The organism is Chryseobacterium oleae (genome assembly GCF_900115055.1).
In the GTDB taxonomy this organism is placed as follows: Bacteria; Bacteroidota; Bacteroidia; order Flavobacteriales; family Weeksellaceae; genus Chryseobacterium; species Chryseobacterium oleae.
In genome coordinates this window covers 1,322,515-1,340,791 of the sequence record NZ_FOVD01000001.1, presented here as the reverse complement: position 1 = coordinate 1,340,791, position 18,277 = coordinate 1,322,515, and the positions used below count along the sequence as shown (strand labels likewise).

The window sequence follows — 18,277 nt, the reverse complement described above, 5'->3', positions numbered from 1 at the left end:
TAGTTTTAGATGATGTTTTAATTTTTATGACTTTTCAGATTTTTATTCTTTAGCTACGGTTTCTTCGTAGTTGTTGGGTTCATTTTCTAACGGAACCGGGAAAAAAATATTTCCTTTTTTCGTATAGACTTTCGCCCGATAAGGATATTTTTCAATACTGTGTTCGATGGCTTCAAACAGATCCGTTTGGGTAAACCATACCGTTCCACATTCACCACAACCCCAGAATGGTTTTTCGTCTTCTACATAAGAAATCAGACCATAGCATGAACTGACCGGACATCTCAAATGATCTTCATCCGTAGTTTTCTGTGGAAGAGACTGACCCATCGTTTGTGGATTCAGAGAGAAGCCGCTGTAGCAGGAAGGACATTCCAGCATGATAAACCGCATTCCCTTTTTCTGTGAATCCAGAATGAAAGAAGTCTGCTCTCCGGATGCCATAAATGTTCCTTTACAATGATCACACGTAATATTCATAATAGTTTCCGTTATTTTTCTGCTGAGATCAACAACATCATTGGACGGCGCAATTCATCCTTCATATCAGAAAATTCTTTCAGCATTTCTTCGCTGGGTTCCGGCTCAATCAGTTCATTAATTTTGAAACCCTGTTTCAGCAAAGTATTCAGGTAGGAAGTGAGTGTTCTATGGTATTTTATTACATTTTCTCCTAAAAATGTGGTGTCTCTTTTTCCTTCTATGAAGTAACGGTCAACCGGCCAGTGTAGTTTTTCATTATTTTCACCATAGATCCAATCCTGTTTTCCCTGTGCTGTAAAAACGGGATGTTCCACAGAAAATACGAAATGTCCGCCGGGTTTCAGCCACTGATAAATATGATGAATAAGCCTGTCAAATGATTCTACATAGTGAAAGGTCAGTGAGCTCAATACGATGTCAAACTCTTCTGAAGGATACTCCAGGTCTTCAAGAGCCTTTCTTACGTATTCAATACCATCAAGATTGTTGATTTCTTTCGCTTTTTCAAGCATTTTTTCTGAGAGATCTACCCCAATCACAGATTTTGCTCCCATTTCAATAGCATAGCGACAATGCCAGCCGAAGCCACAGCCAAGATCAAGAACGTCTTTTCCTGTAAAATCCGGAAGCATTTTTTTCAGTGCAGGCCATTCTCCGGCACCTTCCAGCCCTTTTTGGGAGCGGAGCATTTTTTCGTACTGTTCAAAAAAAGATGAATGGTCGTATTTATTTTCTTTCATAGGATAGATATAGGACATGTTAAAAACGGCTTAGAAATGTTTGAATATCGCAACGGCGGCCGTTCCCAAAGTTTTTTTATAAAACTAAATTAATGAAAATTATATAAGGTGAACTTGAAGATGAAAAAAAAATTTCAGGCGTTCCATTTCAAGAATACAATGAATTGAAAATAAGTCACCAGAATGAATACAGCCAGATAAAAAAGTATCATAAAAGCGATGAGGTTAATAGATGAGGCTCCAAAAGTTATTTTAGTATGAATGCATGATATCAGTATCAAAATATTCGTACCCACATATCCGATACCGAACATAGCGATATATCCCCATGGATCACCTAACTGGATATTCATTCCCCGCCCCATATTCAAAAAGGGGATGATTCCGGCAGTGAGTACTCCAAACAGAATCGGATAAAGTAAAAAAGAGGCAATCTGTAATGTTTTTTGATTTTTAATCACTGATGCAAAGGGAAGTTGTATAAATTCCAATAATTTTTTCGACGTCTTACTTTTTTTTCCTTTCAGCAGGAGCCAGCACCGCTCAATTTCCAGGATTAAAAACAGCTGGAGTAGCATTACTGATAAATAGATTACTATTTTGATTAAATGGATATTCATGTTTTTTTACAGCTTAATTAATAATCAGAAGGTTGGGATTATCTCTTTCATCTGTAAAGTTTTTACTTCTGTTGTCTCGTCAATGCCCACCATGTAAGAACAGCTCCTATAATTCCTAAAAAGGTCAGGAGAAATACAGCCAGGCTTGTTACGAGATCATAAAATAATGACCCCCGAAAATAAAACAGATCGGTAGATAAAAACAGTTTACTTTTTTCAGGTTGATCCGGATTGGAGAGAATTAGATAATCCCTTTTCTGTATTTTTTCTGAAACCGATTTTGAAAATTCATCTACCAGCTCCCGGCTCTTTTTTCTGTTCCAAAACGGATAATATTTGTATAAAGCTTCAGGCTCCAAGTTTTTATACGTTGCTCCGTTAAACTGATATTCGTAATCAATATTGACGTAAGAATTTCCTTTCCTCCTATATCCGTTGTCCCAGGAAGTCAATGGCTGTATCTTTTGGGCATTCACCGGTTTCCAATCCTGATGAGACCATTTGAATTCCTGAATTTTCAGAAACGGAGAAAGCGATAACAGGGTAATTAAAACGAGATAGATCAGGCCGGTTGTTACCAGAAGATTCCTGGCTGTTGTTTTTAAATCAGTTCTGAAATTCCGGAGACTCTTAAAATTGGTAGCAATGACCAGAAGTACTGCGTATAAAAAATATCTGACAGGATTTTCTATAAAGACAAGAACCACTAATCCAGCTACAACCACGACTGATCCTAGAACCGTAAAAAAGATATCCGATATTTTTTTGAATTTTCCAGCCATAGAAAGTAAAGCTTGCGCGTGAAAAAATTATACTTTGTACCGTTTGAACTGCTGATCAAACATATTGGTTTTAAAATTATTTTGTAAATACCGGTCTGCGAGCTCCCAAATCTGATCGGTGAAATCTTCGTCCTGTCGTATAATACCGCTCCCTTCATCTTCTGCAATTTCGCCCTGAGAATAAATATATTTCCTTTCCAGAACTTTGTCTTTGTACTTCTCAAAATAATAGGTGTCCGAAATATCGGAAATCATAAATTGAATGATTTCTCCATCAAAATCTGAAATGTCATAAATCTGTCCCAATCCGGTGATGATGAGTGTTCCGGTTTCTGTCTGTACCATATCAACCGTATTTTCATCCCGGAAATTATCTGTTGCTTCTTCAAAGTTTACCTCTTTTAAATAAGCAATTTCGGAATCAAAAAGGGTTTTCATTATTTGCTCATCAGCCTTGCTGTTGATTAAGATCCCTGTACAATTAAATCCCATCTTATTATGTTTTTGGTTTGTATATTTTGTTCTCTTTTCCGATGAGTACAGCAAAACCATTTTCGAGAGCAATGTCTACAATTTCGTTTTCCATTCCTTTGATGTCATCGTAATCAATATCTATGATGAAAAAGTCGGCAAATTCTTCAAAGATTAGATAATTTCCCCAAACCATTGTGTTCGGCAGTTCGGGAAATCTGGATTTGATGAGAGGAATGATTTCCTTTAATTCAGGGGTTGTTTCAGTTTTAGGTTCAGCCAGTTTTTTACTTAATCCGATCCACGTTTTGGTGTCAGATGCAGTAAGTATTTTCATATCAGCAATAACGATGGAAAATTTCATGTAAATGGAGCTTAATCTGAAAATTAGTAAAAAATATCAAACAGAAAAATAATATAGGCTAAAGTTTTGAAAAAGGATGAATTAACGTTTTATTTTTACAGTTTAATACCTCCTTATTTTCACACTGGAAGCACTTTTAACTTTCACTTTGTTTCCGGTCTTTTTTAATAATCCGGTTTGTGGATCGCGCTTGAATACAACAATGTTTCCACTAACTGCATTGGCTACAATGACAAATTTGCCCGTTTCATCAATGTCAAATACTCTGCAGTGTTTTCCTATCGTTGACTGATAGCCTACGTTCTTTAAAGTTCCGTCTTCAAGAATTGAGAAAATAGCAATATTATTTTCAAAACCGCGGTTAGCAGCATACAAAAACTTTCCGTCCGGTGAAATGTGGATGTCTGAACTTTCAAAATCTTCTTTATACTGATCCGTATGGGTATTGACTCTCTGAATGCTGGTCAGAACGGTATTTTCATATCGATAAGCATTAACGGTTCCGGATAATTCTTCAATACAGTAGGCAAATTTTCCATTAGGATGAAACGTAAAATGTCGTGGACCGCTTCCTAAAGTCGATTGGATGTATGGCTGTTTCGCCGTTTGTGCAGGCTCCTTTTGATCACTGTCAAACGTATAAGACCTGATTTTATCCGCTCCCAGATCGGTTAAGAATAATTGATCAAAGTCCGGAGAGAAAACAGCGGCATGAACGTGTGATCTATCCTGTCTGCCTTCATTGATACTTCCTTCTGCAAACTGAAAATTCTGTACAGCAGGCTGAATGGTTCCATCTTCAGAGACAGGGTAGACAGAAGCGCTGCCTTCTGTATAATTGGCATTCACCAGCCATTTTCCATTCCGGTGCGCACTGACATAAACCGGGTTTTCACCGCCACTTTTCTGACTGTTTATAAAGGTAAGCGTCTCATCTTTGGGATTGAATTTAAAACTGCTGACGCTTCCTGCATTGGGCGTTTTACTTTCGGTGCAGGCAAAAACATATCGGCCATCCGCAGATAGGGTCAGAAATGAAGGGTTTAAAATTCCTTTCAGAGAAGTTACTTTGGATAATTTCCCTTTGATGGTATCCAGTTTATACACGTAAATGCCTTCGGTGGTTTTATCACGGTTAAATGAGCCGATAAAGACGTACGTATTTTGCGAATAGAGATGGATGGACGCTACAATGATGGTGAGTAAGCTTAGTATTTTTTTCAATTTTTAAAGAAGTTTTGCAGGTTGTATCTTATTAAATTAATGAAGATGAGTATGTTGCTTATTCAATTGTATGAATCAGACGCGTCATATGCTTGGATATTTCCGGTTTAAGGTGACCGAATTTCATTTTCTTAAAATTGGGCCAGCCAGGATTCATTTGAATGGTTGATTGGTCTGCACCGATCGTCATTGAAGCAACAGTTTTGCTATTGTTTGTAAAGTCTATCTGAAACTCCGGCTCGTAGGTTGTTTCTGCCCAGTCAAATGAGACAGGGTTGTTAATGATCTTTAAAAATTCTTCTGTCTGCTTCTTTGTGAATGTTTTCTTTAAGCCTAATGGTAATTTACGGATAGTCAGTTCATCAAAGGCAGCCATAGGATACAAGCTGTCGGTTTTCTTTTGGTCATCCTGCAGATCGGCGAGCAGCTCTTTAGTATTGTTCACATAAAACTCTCTAGCCGTTTGGCCGCCTTCTGCATCGGGACCAACATTTAATGTATCAGAAAATAAAGTATCTGTGAGTTGCTTTTCAGAGTATTTGTCCCAGTACTTGATGTAGTGATGTTCAAAGTCATTTTTGTCCGCAGATGAATGGCAGGAGAGCATTAAACCTATCAAAACGGATAGGGCTACAGGTTTTATTTTTATCATTTACTTATTGTCATTTTTCCAATTCTGGATTCTGATTGTTCGCTTCAAATCCGTCGCGTATAGCCGCTTCCAGTATATCAATGTTGATATCCTTCAGCTTTTTGAACTTAATACAATAGCCGGTGACACTCGCTTTGCCTATTTTATCTCCATACGTTTCAGATAAATAAGCCTTATCCTTTATGCTTAGAATGTAGACGGAGATTCCGGCGGTGTTGGCACTGATGCCAATCTGATAAAACTCTCTGGTTTTTCCACCAACATATTCCATGGTTTGAAATCCATAGCCGATATTGGGATTGGAAACTGTTTTATTGTCGTCGTTTTTGCCGTCCAGAAACCATAATCTACATCCGAGCGAGAGTTCCTGAATCATTCGATGCAGCTCCTGCATGTCACTACGTTTGGATTCAGGCTGGCTGTTGATATATTCTTTGATTTGTTCCTGTATGTTCATGAATTTATACTGTTTATTGACCGTTGAAACTTACTGATTGTAAAAAAATATTATTGATAAAAGATCTGAAAAGCTCAATGTAGAGTTTGTTCTGCACTTTGCGAACTTATGCTTATAAATTTTTTCTTTAATTTTTGAATCTAACAATTATTCTTGTCCTTTGACCTTCATTAACTCCAAAAATGAAACTGTAGATGTGTGTGGAATCATTGTCCCATCTAACAATTTTTTGCCACCAATAATCAATTTTTTCATTTGTTTCTTCGCCTTGTCGAGATAAATTTTTAGATATAAATTCTTTATTAAAATTATATAGATTGTCAATGAAAGGAACTTTCTTTTTGTCCTGATTCCAGCTATACTCAATTAAACGGACTATGCTGTCATTTTTTGTGAAAAAATAAGAAATCTGCGTGTTTAGATTTGCGGTATCTCTTCGGAAAATTATAGGTTGTGCAAATTCATATTTTTCTATATCAGGGAAATAGTTTTTTGATAAACCAATATTAAATGGTTTTGTATGTTCAATCCCATTATTTTTCTTTTCAACTTTCCGAATATCTGAGAATTTTATTTGTTTAAATTCAATTGCTGTATTTTGAATTTTTACATTCTCAATATTATTTTTAGGCTTGCAATCTAATATTGAGAGTAAAACAAAAAGATGAATAAATATTTTCATAAGCAATTGTTTGCTAAAATAGGGGTATTGAATTGTTTTTTCATAAACGTTTTTATCTTCTTCTGCTTAAAATAACAGCCCTTGCTATTCTAGGCCGGTTATACCGCTGAAGAAAAATAGGGTAGATGTTAAGAAGAATGTTCAGTGCCAGCAACCATAAAGATCGGAGAATACCAAACTTGTAGGCTACAAAAACTGTAAATCCCAGAACGATCAGCATAATCATCAGATGACCCAGTTCATCCTGTTTTGTACGGTAATACAGATTCGTTAAAGCTTCCGTATTTTTTTCTACCGGTTTGCTTTTTTTGTTCAGTTTTTCCCATCCTATTTTCACTAATAATTTCCGGTATATATTAATGCCCAGAGATTCATATATTTTCCCTTTCTTTTCCCACGATTTTTCACTGAAATAAGAAGAGTTCAACGGGCTTTTCAAGGTTTCGGTAAAGGTAAGTACGCAGGCCATCAGCAAGAAATTCAAAGCGAATGCGAAAGAAAAACCATCCATCTTGATGTAATGGGTCAGCGCATAAAGCAACCCAATGGTAACGATGACAATACAGGCCAGAATAAAGATTTTTTTCATGGAGTTTTTAGTTTGGATTCTATAATATCACCAATAGTCCGGGTTTCCCATTCTGTCGGTACAAAGCATCATAAAAGCTGATTCCAAATTTAATAGAAAACCGCCAATAATCTCTCGTAATAAGACATGTTTTTGTAATTTTTTTTACTTGGTATCAAAGACACAAACTGTATAGCAATCTGGCTCTTATAACGCGGATAAAATAAAAAAGAACAGCCATTGACTGTTCTTTCTATTTTTAATCAATGCAATAATCATTGATGATTATCCGAATGCTCTCTTCAATAAACTTTCCACCTTCGGTTCACTTCCTCTGAAGCTTTTATACAGTTCCATCGGATCTTTGGTTCCGCCTGAAGAAAGAAGAACTTTATATTTTGCAGCCGTTTCAGGATTGAAAATTCCGGTTTCTTTAAAATACTGGAAGGCATCTGCATCCAGAACTTCCGCCCATTTATAAGAATAATATCCCGCAGAATATCCTCCCTGGAAAATATGGGAAAAGCTTGGACTCATCGCCGTTTCAGGATTGATCGGGTAAAGAGTGGTCGCTTTTGTATATTTATCTTCAAAGGCTTTCACGCTTTCACCTTTTAACTCTTCAACTTTCGTATGGTAGTTCATATCCAGAAGCCCGAAACCAAGCTGTCTCATGGTCTGGTAACCTTCCATAAAGCTTTTAGACTGCTCAATTTTTTCAATCTTTTCATCCGGAAGTACTTCACCGGTTTTATAATGTTTCGCGAATGTTTTTAAGAACTCTGGCTCGTAGCAGAAATTTTCCAGAAACTGAGATGGAAGTTCTACAAAATCCCACTTCACAGAAGTTCCGGAAAGGCTTGGATATTGAGTCTCAGCCAGCATTCCGTGAAGCGCATGTCCGAATTCGTGGAACAGAGTAGTCACTTCCTGGAAGGTAAGTAAGCTCGGAGTATCTTTCGTTGGCTTGCTGAAATTGCAGACAATAGAGATATGCGGACGTGAATTTTCACCGTCTTTTTTATACTGATTTTTATAACTGGTCATCCATGCACCTGCTCTTTTGCCTTTTCTAGGGAAATAATCTACATACAGTAAAGCTTTGAAATGTTCTTCAGCTGATTCTTTTCCTGATTCAAAAACTTCATACACCTTCACATCCTCATGGTATTTCGGAATGTCATTTCTTTCCTCAAAACGAAGTCCGAAAAGTTTTCCAGCCAATCCGAAAACAGCATCCTGTACCTGATCAAGCGGGAAATAAGGCTTCAGTTCCTCATCATTAAAGTCATATTTCTGCTTACGGAGTTTTTCAGCATAGAAAGCATGGTCGTAGCCTTGTAATTCTTCAATTCCGTCAGCTTTGGCCAAAGATCTTAATTCTTCAATTTCTTTGTCTGCGTAAGGTTTTGCTTTCGTTAAAAGTTCATTTAAAAAGTCAATCACTTTCACCGGAGATTTGGCCATTCTTTCTTCCAGAACATAGTCTGCATAGTTTTGATAGCCTAATAATTCAGCTTTTTGCTGTTTTAATTGCAGAAGCTCCTTAATTAATTCCTGGTTGTCAAATTCTCCACCGTCAAAAGATTTTTTTCCGCTCGCCAAAGCAATTTCCTTTCTCAATTCACGGTTTTCTGCGTACGTCATGAACGGAATATAACTTGGATACTGAAGAGTAACCACCCAGCCCTCAAGCTCTCTTTCCTTAGCGTCTTCAGCATACTGGTCAAGAATAGCTTCCGGGATTCCTGCCAGATCTTCTTTACGGGTGATATGTTTAAAATAAGCATTGGTAGAGGCCAATACATTTTGTCCGAACTGCAGGGATTTTAAAGACAGATCCATATTGATCTTCTGCAGTTTTTCCTTGTCTTCTTCATTCAGCAGGGCGCCACTTCTTACAAAACCTTTATAGGTTTCGTTCAACAGCATTTCCTGTTCTTCATTCAGATTATATTTTTCCTTTTCGTCGTATACTTTTTTGATCTTTTTGAATAAAGCTTCGTTTTGAGAGATCTTCGATGAATGTTCAGTTAATAGAGGAGATACTTCCTGAGCAATTTTTTGAATCTCATCACTGGTTTCCGCAGAATTTAAATTGAAAAAAATACTTGAAGCCACATCCAGCTGATCTCCTGAATAGGCCAGTGCTTCAATCACATTTTCAAAAGTCGGGGCTTCTGAATTACTGACAATAGTATTGATTTCATCCTCAGACTGTTTGATCAGTTCTTTGAAGGCAGGAAGGAAATCTTCGTTTTTAATATCGCTGAAAGGCGCTGCATGATATGGTGTGGTAAATTTCTCTGTTAAAATATTCATTTTTCGATTTTTAGGTAAGTAAATTTAATGATTCATTGGGAATCACACGTGAAAAGCGCAAAAATAATGCCCGGATATCCGGATGTGACAAAAATGCTTTATCTTTAATAATCTTGTCATATGAAAAGAGGCGGCGAGGGTGGAATGACTAATTTTGAAAACAGAAAACCATAAAAGATTGGGTATTGACATTCATATGTCTCTCAAAGTTTTAGGGTTAAAGAATAAAACAAATAACTCAAAATATCAAAACTATGAAAACACTCTTAAAAATTCTTGGCTTCATCATCCTTTTGGCCGTAATCTACGCAATTGTAGCGATACTGGCTTTTGACAAAAAACAGCATTTTGAAAGATCTGTGGTGATCAACGCTCCAAAAGAGAAAGTATGGCAGCACGTAGGCTCATTAAAAGAATACAATGTCTGGGATCCATTTTCAAAAGCAGATAAGGATATCGTCATCACTTACTCCGGAACCGGTGATAAAGTGGGAGATTCCTACCACTGGAAAGGCAATAGTAAAGTAGGAGAGGGCGAACAGTCCGTCACAGAAATTGTACCGAATGATAAATTGGTAACGAAACTTCATTTTATCAAGCCTTTTGAAGGTGATGCGGTTGCCAAATTTATTTTGACCCCGGAAGGAAGCGGAACGAAAGTAACATGGTCCATAGACAATGAACTTAATACGATGATGAAAATCATGAAACCTATGATGGATATGAATATGAAAACCATGTTCGATCAGGGGTTGGGAGACCTTAAAAAGATTTCCGAAAAATAAAAACATAAGCCTTGTAGAAATACAGGGCTTTTTTTATGATGTTTCTCGAATTCAGGGGAATGAGTATTTTAAAAAATTATTATCTTTATGTAAAGATTAGATTTATGGAGAAGATCGTATTTGTGAAAAGTGATATAAGACATTATGTCAAAACAGTTATCTCTGAGAAAATAGAAAAGCTTAAAAATTTTATAGAGTTTACCCTGGAAGCAAGTCGTGATATAAAAAAGACCCCGAAGTATGACAGCATGAGAGAGGAAATGCAGGAGGAAATCTACCAGATGCAGCGGCAGCTCGGAGCTTTGAATGATCTTAAAAGAAATATGTCAAAGGTTCTGAATACACCCACAGAAAAAATACAGCTGGGTTCTCTGGTCATCACCAACAAAGCCCGTTTTTATATTTCGGTTTCATTGGGAGAATTCTTTTTTGAAGGCGACCGGTTTTATGCTATTTCCCCTGAAAGTCCCATGGCTAAAAAAATGATGGGAATGAAATCGGGAGATGCTTTTACGCTGAATAATATTTATCAGGAGATTGTGGAGGTGATTTGATTGGGAGGAGATTCAAGAATCAAGAGCCAAGACGCTAGATGTCAGACATCAGATTTCAGACTGAAGATGTCAATTGTGAATTTTGCTTTGCAAGTGAAGGGTGAATTTAGAGCCAAGAACCAGGAATCAAGATGCTAGATGGCAGACTTCAGACACGAGATTTCAGACTTGAGGTTGAGGACCTTTTGCATTTCTGTATTTTTATAAAGCTATTAAATAGAACAAGAGTTGAGTATTCCAATATCTGAAAAGTTGCAGTACTCAATCTATCACATTCAATAGGAACGGGCTTTAGCCCGTTTAACAGATCATATCCATTCACCCGGCTTTAGCCAAAACCTAGATTCAGGCACAAAATATTTGCTATTTAATGTAAAAAGTTTGGGTTAAGAGCCAAGAATCAAGAGTCCAGATGCTAGATATCAGATTTCAAACTGTGGAGGTCTATGATTCAGGAGTTGTCTGCTTTAAAGGGTGAATGGTGAATTTTAGAATCAAGATGTCAGATATCAAACATGAGACGTTTTTACCGCAAATTTTGTAAACTATATAACCAGCACCAAGCAGCTAGCAACCATCAACAAAACTCATCTACTCAAAAATCCTACAACCCAAAGCAAGCCATGACATTTGAAAAATTAAGAACCAACAAGCTGAATCAGTGGATCATTATTCACCTAAGGTATTTGGTGGGATTTGCATTTTTTCCTTCAGGCCTGACGAAATTATTGGGAAACAGATTTACCGTTCTTTCAATAGATACCCCAATAGGTTATTTCTTTGAAGCCATGTATCAGACAGGATTTTACTGGAATTTTTTAGGACTATCCCAGATTGTGGCCGGCATTTTACTGATGACCCAGCGGTTCGCGCTTTTGGGAGCTCTTCTATTTTTAGCGATATTAACGAACATCTGGATCATTACCATCAGTCTTTCATTTACCGGAACATGGTTGATTACATCTCTCATGATGATTGCGGTCACCGTTTTGCTGATCTGGGATCATCATAAACTGATGCCTGTTCTTGTCTATAATCAGTCCCTGACCATGAAATCCTATCCCGATCCGGGACGTATCTGGATCAATGCTGGCATGATGTACACTATCTGTCTTCTTGGTTTATCATGGCCGGGACCTGTAAAGGAAGGCCTGGAACGTTGGATATGGAGAGGATTGACTGTTGTTATGATGCTTACCTTCTTATTAACTCAGTATAAAGCATATAAAAGCCGCCGGTTATTGGTGAAAAATCAAAGTTAAATCAATGTAATACTGTAATGCATTCAATTTCATATTGTAAATTTGCAGCATGAATAATGCAGAAATTTTAAAAGAAATCATAGAACAGAGAAGAAGCATCTTTCCAAAAGATTATACTGAGACCGAAATCGCTCAGGAAGTCATAGATGAAATCTTACACTCAGCGACATTAGCCCCGAATCACAAGCGTACAAAACCTTGGCGTTTTAAGATCTTCAGAGGGGAAGAAAAAGCAAAACTGGCTTTAGAAATGCAGTCTATTTACAAGGCTACCCAATCCGAACAGACCTTTTTAGAGAAGAAATATCAGGATATCGGTTTTAAGATCAATAAAGCGGATGCTGTGATTTCCATTGTGGTTAATTTCAGTGGTATGGTTCCGGAATGGGAAGAGATCGCTGCCGTTTCTATGGCGGTACAGAATATGTACCTTACCTGTACAGCTCATCAAGTAGGTTGCTACTGGAGTTCTCCTGCCATTGTCAACCATCTTAAGGAATCTTTGACCATCGAAGAAAACCAGAAATGTCTGGGGCTTTTCTATATGGGAAATAGTAATTAGTTTAACGAGCTCTTTAAACATTTTTAAATCCTGACATTTCACTTATTTCCGAAATGCCAGGATTTAATTTATTTCTTTTTAACCAGTTGATACGTCGGGCGTATCGGATTGGTTGTATCAAAAATGATATCGTAAGTTCCGGCTTCCACGTTGATATTTCTGCCATATTGAGTGAGCTGGTTATTGTCATTAATACCGAGATCCAGGGTCCATTCGTTATTTCCTCTGAATTTGATCTGGCCGGATTGCAACGGAATATTTCTGGCTTCTAAAATATCCTTATTCTTTTCATTCGGAACAAGTTTGATATCAGGACCGTTCCAACCGTTTGCAGTAGCACTTCCGGTAATACCCCAAAGAAAATTATCGTCATTTTTTTTCGCTTCTTTTACAATTTTATCCTTCATAACAATGTTTAAAACTGTGTTTTTACCATTAGTGTCGGGCTTGAATTCAAAATAGATTCGCTCTCCAATTTGATTGTTGATATAAAATTTGGTGCTGCTTTCTGTAAAAAGTATACCTTCTCCTTCATTGGTTTCTTTAAAGTTCAGCTTATTATCATTAGCTAAAATATAGAAAGTGGAGTTTTTTGATTGGTATAAACCTGTCAGGTCTTTTTCATATTTTGCTCCAATGTTGACTTTTTTCGGAAGGTCATACGTCTCGCCGGCAAGAATAGCGATGATTTTGTCGGCGATTTCAAAAACACTGTTATCCCTTGCATTACTCAAAACAATAATAGAAATATCTTCATCAGGAATTGTCAGGAATCGGCTTATAAAGCCAGGTCCGCCTCCATCATGACCAATGGTTGTTTTTCCTTTTATGATCTGCCGGTGCCAGCCATAACCGAAATCGTAAGTTTTGAAAGGAGTCTGTGCTTTTTTCAAAGTCTCCTTTTTAAGAATTTTATAAGCTTTGATACCCTGGTCGAATTTGTATAAATCTTCAACGGTAGAATACATGGCGCCTGCCGCATGAGGGTGGTCATAATCATAAACCACAGCTTCACGGTAGTTGTGGGGAGACAAATATTCGTAGCCGGTTGTCTTGTTTTTATCTTTTAAATCTTTAAACCCAAACCCTGTATTTTTCATTCCCAACGGATCCAGAATATAATGTTGAATCGCTTTCGGATATGGCATCCCGCTTACCTTTGTAATAATGTATCCTAAAATATAATAATTGGAATTGCTGTAGCCCCAGCCTTTTCCCGGAGAAAAAACAAAAGGCTGCTGGGAAATAGATTTCATAAAAACCGCTTCATTCTTGGTGCTCTCGGGGCCGGTGTCATTAGGAATTCCCGAAGTATGGGTAATTAAATTCTCTATGGTAATGCTGTCTCCTTTAGGAAAATCGGGATAATATTTAGAGAGTTTATCATTCAGGGATAATTTTCCTTCTTCGTTTAGCAGGAGAACTGTTGTAGCCGTAAATGTTTTTGTGGTGGAATAGATCCGGTATATGCTTTGGTTAGTGTTTTTTTCTTTGGTTTGAAAATCCTGAATTCCAAAGCTTTTTTCGAAAATTATTTTTCCTTTGTCTGCAACCAGAATACTTCCGTTAAAACGGTCTATATGAGTATAGGCATGAACTAAGGTATTGATTTTTTCTTCTCGAGTCTGACCTTGAATTTTTACAGCAGATAAAATAATAAGGATGAAAAATAAGTGCTTAAACATTTCGTAATTTTGTTGTTCAAATATCCTGTTTTTTCCGGTAATTTTCCGGGATTAAATAAAAATATTAGGTTAAATATCAGAGAAAGTAATTTATTATATGGAGGATTAGTTTTTTTTATTATCTTTGCACTCTTAAATATTTAACTGGGACGAGTTCCCATAAAATTCACAACATTATGTCAGTAAAAATCAGATTACAAAGACACGGTAAAAAAGGTAAGCCTTTCTTCCACATCGTGGTTGCAGATTCTAGAGCTAGAAGAGATGGTAGATTCATCGAGAAACTAGGAACTTACAACCCAATTACTAACCCTGCTACTATCGATTTGAACGTTGATTCTGCTGTAAAGTGGTTAAACAACGGTGCTCAGCCAACTGATACTGCAAGAGCTATCCTTTCTTATAAAGGTGCCCTTTACAAAAAACACTTACAAGGTGGAGTTGCTAAAGGTGCTTTTGACGAAGCTGAAGCTGAAAAAAGATTCAATGCTTGGGTAGAATCTAAAGATCAAAAAGTACAAGGTAAAGTAGAAGGTTTAACTAAAGCTCAGGCTGACGCTAAGAAAGCTGCTTTAGAAGCTGAAGTTAAAGTAAACGAAGCTAGAGTTGCTGCTGCTGCACAAGTTGAAGCTGATGCTAAAGCTGCTGAAGAAGCTGCTAACGCACCTGCTGAAGAAGTTGTTGCTGAAGCTACAGAAGGAGAAGCTCCTGCTGCTGAAACTGAAGAAAACACTGAAGCTTAAAAATAAACCTGTATGCGTAAAGAAGATTGCTATTTACTAGGAAAAATCACACGCAGACATGGCCTTGCGGGAAACGTTATCCTTAAATTGGATACCGATCAACCCGAGCTTTACAATAAATTGGAATCAATATTCGTTGAAATCAACGGATTATTGGTTCCATTTTTTATTGACAAAACATCATGGAGCAAAAACGATGCTCTGAACATTGCATTTAAAAATTCTTCCGAAACACTGGTAGACCAATCTTTAGGGAAAAGTGTCTATCTTCCGCTTGCTACACTTCCGAAACTTTCCGGAAAGCAGTTTTATTATCACGAGATCATCGGTTTCGATATTCTTGATGAAAATGATAAAGAATGCGGGGTGATAAGATCTGTAAACGATCAGACTGCTCAAAACTATTTCGTGACCAACCTGGACGGAAAAGAAGTAGTGATTCCTATCATCAAAGACTGGATCCTGGAGGTGAACAGAGAAGAAAGATTCATCAAAATGCAGCTTCCGGAAGGACTTATCGACGTTTTTTTAGTGTCCTCTAAAAAAGACGAATAGTCCGATCAGTTTTTCAGATAATAGATCTGAAACTTCCCCTCTCTCACATTACTTACTAAGAAATATTTCCCCGTTTTGGTCTTTATAGGATCAGAAGCGACTATTTTGGTATGGTCTTCTTTGGTGGAAACCGTTTTGTTACCAAGTTTTACATCATAGTAATACATATAAACCGGATAGTAGCCAAAAGAAGCCACAAAATGATTCCCTGTGCTGAACCATCGGTTTCCGGAAACAATTTTATCCTTTATATTGAACGATATCGTATCTCTGTACTCCTTACGGATTTCAGGAGAGAAATTGTTTTCGTTTGGAGAAAGTCTGATCTTTGGAAGGATTTTGGTGTAAACAGGATCCTTTTCCACAGTTGAATCTTTTGTTTTCAGATCCTGTAGGAGGTTATAAGACACGAAATAAGTATTTTTCTGTCCGGGATTAAACAGGTAGTTAGCACCATAGATCGCATGATCCGGAATTTCAGTATTCATGAGATCGGCTACCAATACAATCTGATCAGCTTTGTCCAGAACATTTTTCTGGAGAACAGACTGTTCATCTCCTATTTTTTTGAAGAGGGCAGAGTCTTTTTCGGATTCACCGGTATGGAAAAGATGTTCGTATTTCTTTGTAATATCGTTGAGGTCATAAAAAGGCAGAAACTTTTTGTAACGGAAATCCGGAGCCAGGTATTTCCGGTTATTGGCGTATACATTACCTGCCTCATCTACAAAAGCCAGATTGTTGATACCCGGCCTGTTCTTCCATTGCTCAGAAATAGCCAGCTTTCCTTCCGTCATTATAAAAATCATGTTGGTGTTATTTTGGTGGGAATCTGTGACCGGGAAATTATAGACCAAAAAGTAATTATCTTTAACCAGATACCTGCAGTTATCCTTCTGCGAAAGCGGCAGCTCCATAACTTTTTCCAAAACAACGGTCTCGTCTGAGAAATGAGGAAATTCAGGGATCTCAGGATGCTTGTCTTCTTCTACATCGGTTTTCGGACTATAGCATGATGATAAAACGAAAAGCGACAATACAAGTGAAATCCTCATGGTTTATTTTTATTAAAGATACATTTTTTACCCATTCAACAATATTCTGACCTATCACTCATTACCATAACCCAGCGCTGTTAATAAATACTCCTGAACAATCTTCTCCGACTGTACATGTGCATAAGATTTATTGTATGCTTTAGCTGTAATGACGATCACTACAGGGATTTCCGTGAACATAATTATTTTGTTTCCGCCGTTTCCACTGCATTGATACGCTTCAAAATTCCGGTTTCCTACTTTATAGATTTTTCTCCAGAATAAGTAGCCATAGCCTTCAGAATCAGGATCGTTGGTGAAATAGTTGGTGAAAGATTTTTTTACCCAATTTTTATCGATAATGTTCTTTCCGTTCCATATTCCATTATTTTTATAAAGCTGTCCAAACTTAGCAAAATCCAGCGATTTCATACGTAATCCACCAGCCAGAGAAGGTTTTTGTTGTGGGGTGAACTGCCATTTATAATGAGTGATGCCAAGGGGTTGAAACAACTTTTTATCCGCATACTTTTCAAGACCTTTTGGAACATTTTTGTCTAAAATATCTCCTGTCACCACAACGCCTGAAGTGAAATAGTTCCAGACTTTTCCAGGCTTATTCTCTGTTGTAGGCAAATCTAGGGTGAACTTTACCCAGTTGTAGGTAGGATACATATTTTCCTCATTTCCAGGCGAGCTTTCATCCTGATCATTACCGTCGAATCCGGAGCTCATCGTCAGAAGACTTTTAATGGTAACGCTATCCTTTCCGGACGAATAGTTTTTGAACTGTTTCAAATCATAAAAATCTTTCAGCATCTGGCTTTCACTTTTAAGATGTCCGTCTTTTATCGCAATACCCGTCAAAGCCGACGCAAAAGACTTTCCTACCGAACGTGTATCCTGCAGAGAATCTCTTCCGGATTGGTTGAAATATTCTTCCAGAAGAAGCTTTTCATTTTTGATCACGACAATACTTGTGATCTCTCTGAATCGGTTTTCAGCAATTTTTGTATTTAAAAGTTTTATTTTTTCCTGATCCAGTTTTTCATCTGAAACTTTCCATCCGCTATTGGGCTGTATCTTTTGAATGGCAACTTGTTGTTGTGGAATATTTTTACGGGGGATTGTTAAGTTAATTTCCCCTGCTGCAATCGTAGGTCCAACCTTTAATGATGGAGTTTTTAAATAGGGCTTGATTTCAATTTTCAGAACATGTTTTCCCTCTTCCAGTGCATCAATTCCACCGTTGCCAAGATAGAATCTCATCCACAAATACCTTCCCCATGAATCTTCGTTTTTTGAACTTGATAAAGGAATTCTCAACGTAGTTTTCTTCTTTTTGTCTTCAGCAATTCCTGCTCCGGTATTCAGATTTTCAGTGTAGATCAATTTTCCGTCAACAAAGAAATTGAATTGATAATTTCCTTTTTTCAGGAGCTCATCGGTTGATAGTGAAGGATCGATTTGATGTAGATAATTAACCAGAGCATTGTCCATAAAAATGCGGATGCCCAAATCCTTATCTTCCTGAAATTCCATCGTCTTAAGAAAATCGGATTCTTTTAATTGGTCGGGAGCTATGGTTTTATCCAGAAAAACAATAGTGTTGATGTATTTTTTATGAAGAGGAAGCGTGACCGGATCCGGATCTGTAAGATTTTTGGATTGCCCAAAAGAAAGCCCGAAACTTAGAAATAAGACAAACAGAAGAATAGATTTCATTTTA

General features: G+C 37.2%; 21 protein-coding genes. 6 read left to right on the top strand and 15 right to left on the bottom strand.

What is annotated here, in order from left to right; all coding sequences use genetic code 11:
• Positions 1 to 42: 42 nt before the first annotated feature.
• The 12 genes from BM143_RS06045 to BM143_RS05990 form a co-directional block, all read right to left on the bottom strand.
• On the bottom strand, positions 43 to 480 hold the full coding sequence (locus tag BM143_RS06045) for a hypothetical protein (protein ID WP_139221999.1): 438 nt from the start codon (positions 478 to 480) through the stop codon (positions 43 to 45).
• Positions 481 to 491: 11 nt separating this feature from the next.
• A complete protein-coding gene (locus BM143_RS06040) occupies positions 492 to 1,223 on the bottom strand; it encodes a class I SAM-dependent methyltransferase (protein ID WP_090023894.1) in 732 nt (243 codons plus the stop codon).
• 134 nt (positions 1,224 to 1,357) lie between these two features.
• Positions 1,358 to 1,843: a hypothetical protein gene (locus BM143_RS06035; RefSeq protein WP_090023672.1), complete on the bottom strand. Its 486-nt coding sequence runs from the start codon at positions 1,841 to 1,843 to the stop codon at positions 1,358 to 1,360.
• A gap of 62 nt (positions 1,844 to 1,905) precedes the next feature.
• On the bottom strand, positions 1,906 to 2,625 hold the full coding sequence (locus tag BM143_RS06030; protein WP_090023671.1) for a hypothetical protein: 720 nt from the start codon (positions 2,623 to 2,625) through the stop codon (positions 1,906 to 1,908).
• Between the two features lie 27 nt (positions 2,626 to 2,652).
• Positions 2,653 to 3,117: a hypothetical protein gene (locus tag BM143_RS06025; protein ID WP_167375243.1), complete on the bottom strand. Its 465-nt coding sequence runs from the start codon at positions 3,115 to 3,117 to the stop codon at positions 2,653 to 2,655.
• 4 nt (positions 3,118 to 3,121) lie between these two features.
• Positions 3,122 to 3,460 carry a hypothetical protein gene (locus BM143_RS06020; RefSeq protein ID WP_090023669.1) on the bottom strand — a complete coding sequence of 113 codons (339 nt, stop codon included), beginning with the start codon at positions 3,458 to 3,460 and terminating at the stop codon, positions 3,122 to 3,124.
• Positions 3,461 to 3,562: 102 nt separating this feature from the next.
• The gene (locus BM143_RS06015) at positions 3,563 to 4,684 is read right to left on the bottom strand and encodes a lactonase family protein (protein ID WP_090023668.1); all 1,122 of its coding nucleotides are present in this window, start codon (positions 4,682 to 4,684) and stop codon (positions 3,563 to 3,565) included.
• A gap of 58 nt (positions 4,685 to 4,742) precedes the next feature.
• Positions 4,743 to 5,336: a hypothetical protein gene (locus BM143_RS06010; RefSeq protein WP_139221998.1), complete on the bottom strand. Its 594-nt coding sequence runs from the start codon at positions 5,334 to 5,336 to the stop codon at positions 4,743 to 4,745.
• Between the two features lie 10 nt (positions 5,337 to 5,346).
• Positions 5,347 to 5,793: a hypothetical protein gene (locus BM143_RS06005; RefSeq protein ID WP_090023666.1), complete on the bottom strand. Its 447-nt coding sequence runs from the start codon at positions 5,791 to 5,793 to the stop codon at positions 5,347 to 5,349.
• Between the two features lie 127 nt (positions 5,794 to 5,920).
• Complete coding sequence (locus tag BM143_RS06000) at positions 5,921 to 6,475, bottom strand: hypothetical protein (RefSeq protein ID WP_090023665.1); 555 nt, start codon at positions 6,473 to 6,475, stop codon at positions 5,921 to 5,923.
• Positions 6,476 to 6,527: 52 nt separating this feature from the next.
• On the bottom strand, positions 6,528 to 7,064 hold the full coding sequence (locus BM143_RS05995; RefSeq protein WP_090023664.1) for a glycosyl-4,4'-diaponeurosporenoate acyltransferase CrtO family protein: 537 nt from the start codon (positions 7,062 to 7,064) through the stop codon (positions 6,528 to 6,530).
• A gap of 264 nt (positions 7,065 to 7,328) precedes the next feature.
• Positions 7,329 to 9,365 (bottom strand): M3 family metallopeptidase, encoded by a 2,037-nt coding sequence (locus tag BM143_RS05990; RefSeq protein ID WP_090023663.1) that lies wholly within the window; start codon positions 9,363 to 9,365, stop codon positions 7,329 to 7,331.
• A gap of 254 nt (positions 9,366 to 9,619) precedes the next feature.
• Between BM143_RS05990 and BM143_RS05985 the strand changes: the two genes are divergently transcribed.
• The 4 genes from BM143_RS05985 to BM143_RS05970 all read left to right on the top strand — a co-directional run bounded on the left by BM143_RS05985 (position 9,620) and on the right by BM143_RS05970 (position 12,528).
• Positions 9,620 to 10,150, top strand: a complete 531-nt coding sequence (locus BM143_RS05985) for an SRPBCC family protein (protein ID WP_090023662.1) — start codon at positions 9,620 to 9,622, stop codon at positions 10,148 to 10,150.
• Between the two features lie 104 nt (positions 10,151 to 10,254).
• Positions 10,255 to 10,704, top strand: coding sequence for a hypothetical protein (locus BM143_RS05980; RefSeq protein ID WP_090023893.1), 450 nt, complete (start codon positions 10,255 to 10,257; stop codon positions 10,702 to 10,704).
• 623 nt (positions 10,705 to 11,327) lie between these two features.
• The gene (locus BM143_RS05975) at positions 11,328 to 11,966 is read left to right on the top strand and encodes a DoxX family membrane protein (protein WP_090023661.1); all 639 of its coding nucleotides are present in this window, start codon (positions 11,328 to 11,330) and stop codon (positions 11,964 to 11,966) included.
• A gap of 49 nt (positions 11,967 to 12,015) precedes the next feature.
• Positions 12,016 to 12,528, top strand: coding sequence for a nitroreductase family protein (locus BM143_RS05970; RefSeq protein ID WP_090023660.1), 513 nt, complete (start codon positions 12,016 to 12,018; stop codon positions 12,526 to 12,528).
• A gap of 68 nt (positions 12,529 to 12,596) precedes the next feature.
• On the opposite strand, the gene BM143_RS05965 is transcribed toward BM143_RS05970, so the two are convergent.
• Positions 12,597 to 14,213, bottom strand: a complete 1,617-nt coding sequence (locus tag BM143_RS05965; RefSeq protein ID WP_090023659.1) for a serine hydrolase — start codon at positions 14,211 to 14,213, stop codon at positions 12,597 to 12,599.
• 176 nt (positions 14,214 to 14,389) lie between these two features.
• Here BM143_RS05965 and BM143_RS05960 point away from each other — a divergent pair, with 176 nt between their 5' ends.
• On the top strand, positions 14,390 to 14,956 hold the full coding sequence (locus BM143_RS05960) for a 30S ribosomal protein S16 (protein WP_034729410.1): 567 nt from the start codon (positions 14,390 to 14,392) through the stop codon (positions 14,954 to 14,956).
• A gap of 12 nt (positions 14,957 to 14,968) precedes the next feature.
• Positions 14,969 to 15,511 (top strand): ribosome maturation factor RimM, encoded by a 543-nt coding sequence (gene rimM / locus BM143_RS05955; RefSeq protein WP_090023658.1) that lies wholly within the window; start codon positions 14,969 to 14,971, stop codon positions 15,509 to 15,511.
• Positions 15,512 to 15,516: 5 nt separating this feature from the next.
• Here the strand turns inward: rimM and BM143_RS05950 are convergent, their stop codons facing one another.
• The gene (locus BM143_RS05950) at positions 15,517 to 16,566 is read right to left on the bottom strand and encodes a hypothetical protein (protein ID WP_090023657.1); all 1,050 of its coding nucleotides are present in this window, start codon (positions 16,564 to 16,566) and stop codon (positions 15,517 to 15,519) included.
• 54 nt (positions 16,567 to 16,620) lie between these two features.
• On the bottom strand, positions 16,621 to 18,273 hold the full coding sequence (locus BM143_RS05945; RefSeq protein WP_090023656.1) for a serine hydrolase domain-containing protein: 1,653 nt from the start codon (positions 18,271 to 18,273) through the stop codon (positions 16,621 to 16,623).
• Positions 18,274 to 18,277 lie beyond the last annotated feature (4 nt).

Coding starts and splice junctions, on each gene's coding strand:
- BM143_RS06040 (WP_090023894.1), bottom strand. CDS start 1,223: ATGAAAGAAAATAAATACGACCATTCATCTTTTTTTGAACAGTACGAA.
- BM143_RS06005 (WP_090023666.1), bottom strand. CDS start 5,793: ATGAACATACAGGAACAAATCAAAGAATATATCAACAGCCAGCCTGAA.
- BM143_RS06025 (WP_167375243.1), bottom strand. CDS start 3,117: ATGGGATTTAATTGTACAGGGATCTTAATCAACAGCAAGGCTGATGAG.
- BM143_RS05945 (WP_090023656.1), bottom strand. CDS start 18,273: ATGAAATCTATTCTTCTGTTTGTCTTATTTCTAAGTTTCGGGCTTTCT.
- BM143_RS05970 (WP_090023660.1), top strand. CDS start 12,016: ATGAATAATGCAGAAATTTTAAAAGAAATCATAGAACAGAGAAGAAGC.
- BM143_RS06035 (WP_090023672.1), bottom strand. CDS start 1,843: ATGAATATCCATTTAATCAAAATAGTAATCTATTTATCAGTAATGCTA.
- BM143_RS06045 (WP_139221999.1), bottom strand. CDS start 480: ATGAATATTACGTGTGATCATTGTAAAGGAACATTTATGGCATCCGGA.
- BM143_RS06000 (WP_090023665.1), bottom strand. CDS start 6,475: ATGAAAATATTTATTCATCTTTTTGTTTTACTCTCAATATTAGATTGC.
- rimM (WP_090023658.1), top strand. CDS start 14,969: ATGCGTAAAGAAGATTGCTATTTACTAGGAAAAATCACACGCAGACAT.
- BM143_RS05990 (WP_090023663.1), bottom strand. CDS start 9,365: ATGAATATTTTAACAGAGAAATTTACCACACCATATCATGCAGCGCCT.
- BM143_RS05965 (WP_090023659.1), bottom strand. CDS start 14,213: ATGTTTAAGCACTTATTTTTCATCCTTATTATTTTATCTGCTGTAAAA.
- BM143_RS05985 (WP_090023662.1), top strand. CDS start 9,620: ATGAAAACACTCTTAAAAATTCTTGGCTTCATCATCCTTTTGGCCGTA.
- BM143_RS06030 (WP_090023671.1), bottom strand. CDS start 2,625: ATGGCTGGAAAATTCAAAAAAATATCGGATATCTTTTTTACGGTTCTA.
- BM143_RS05980 (WP_090023893.1), top strand. CDS start 10,255: ATGGAGAAGATCGTATTTGTGAAAAGTGATATAAGACATTATGTCAAA.
- BM143_RS06010 (WP_139221998.1), bottom strand. CDS start 5,336: ATGATAAAAATAAAACCTGTAGCCCTATCCGTTTTGATAGGTTTAATG.
- BM143_RS05995 (WP_090023664.1), bottom strand. CDS start 7,064: ATGAAAAAAATCTTTATTCTGGCCTGTATTGTCATCGTTACCATTGGG.
- BM143_RS05975 (WP_090023661.1), top strand. CDS start 11,328: ATGACATTTGAAAAATTAAGAACCAACAAGCTGAATCAGTGGATCATT.
- BM143_RS06020 (WP_090023669.1), bottom strand. CDS start 3,460: ATGAAATTTTCCATCGTTATTGCTGATATGAAAATACTTACTGCATCT.
- BM143_RS05950 (WP_090023657.1), bottom strand. CDS start 16,566: ATGAGGATTTCACTTGTATTGTCGCTTTTCGTTTTATCATCATGCTAT.
- BM143_RS05960 (WP_034729410.1), top strand. CDS start 14,390: ATGTCAGTAAAAATCAGATTACAAAGACACGGTAAAAAAGGTAAGCCT.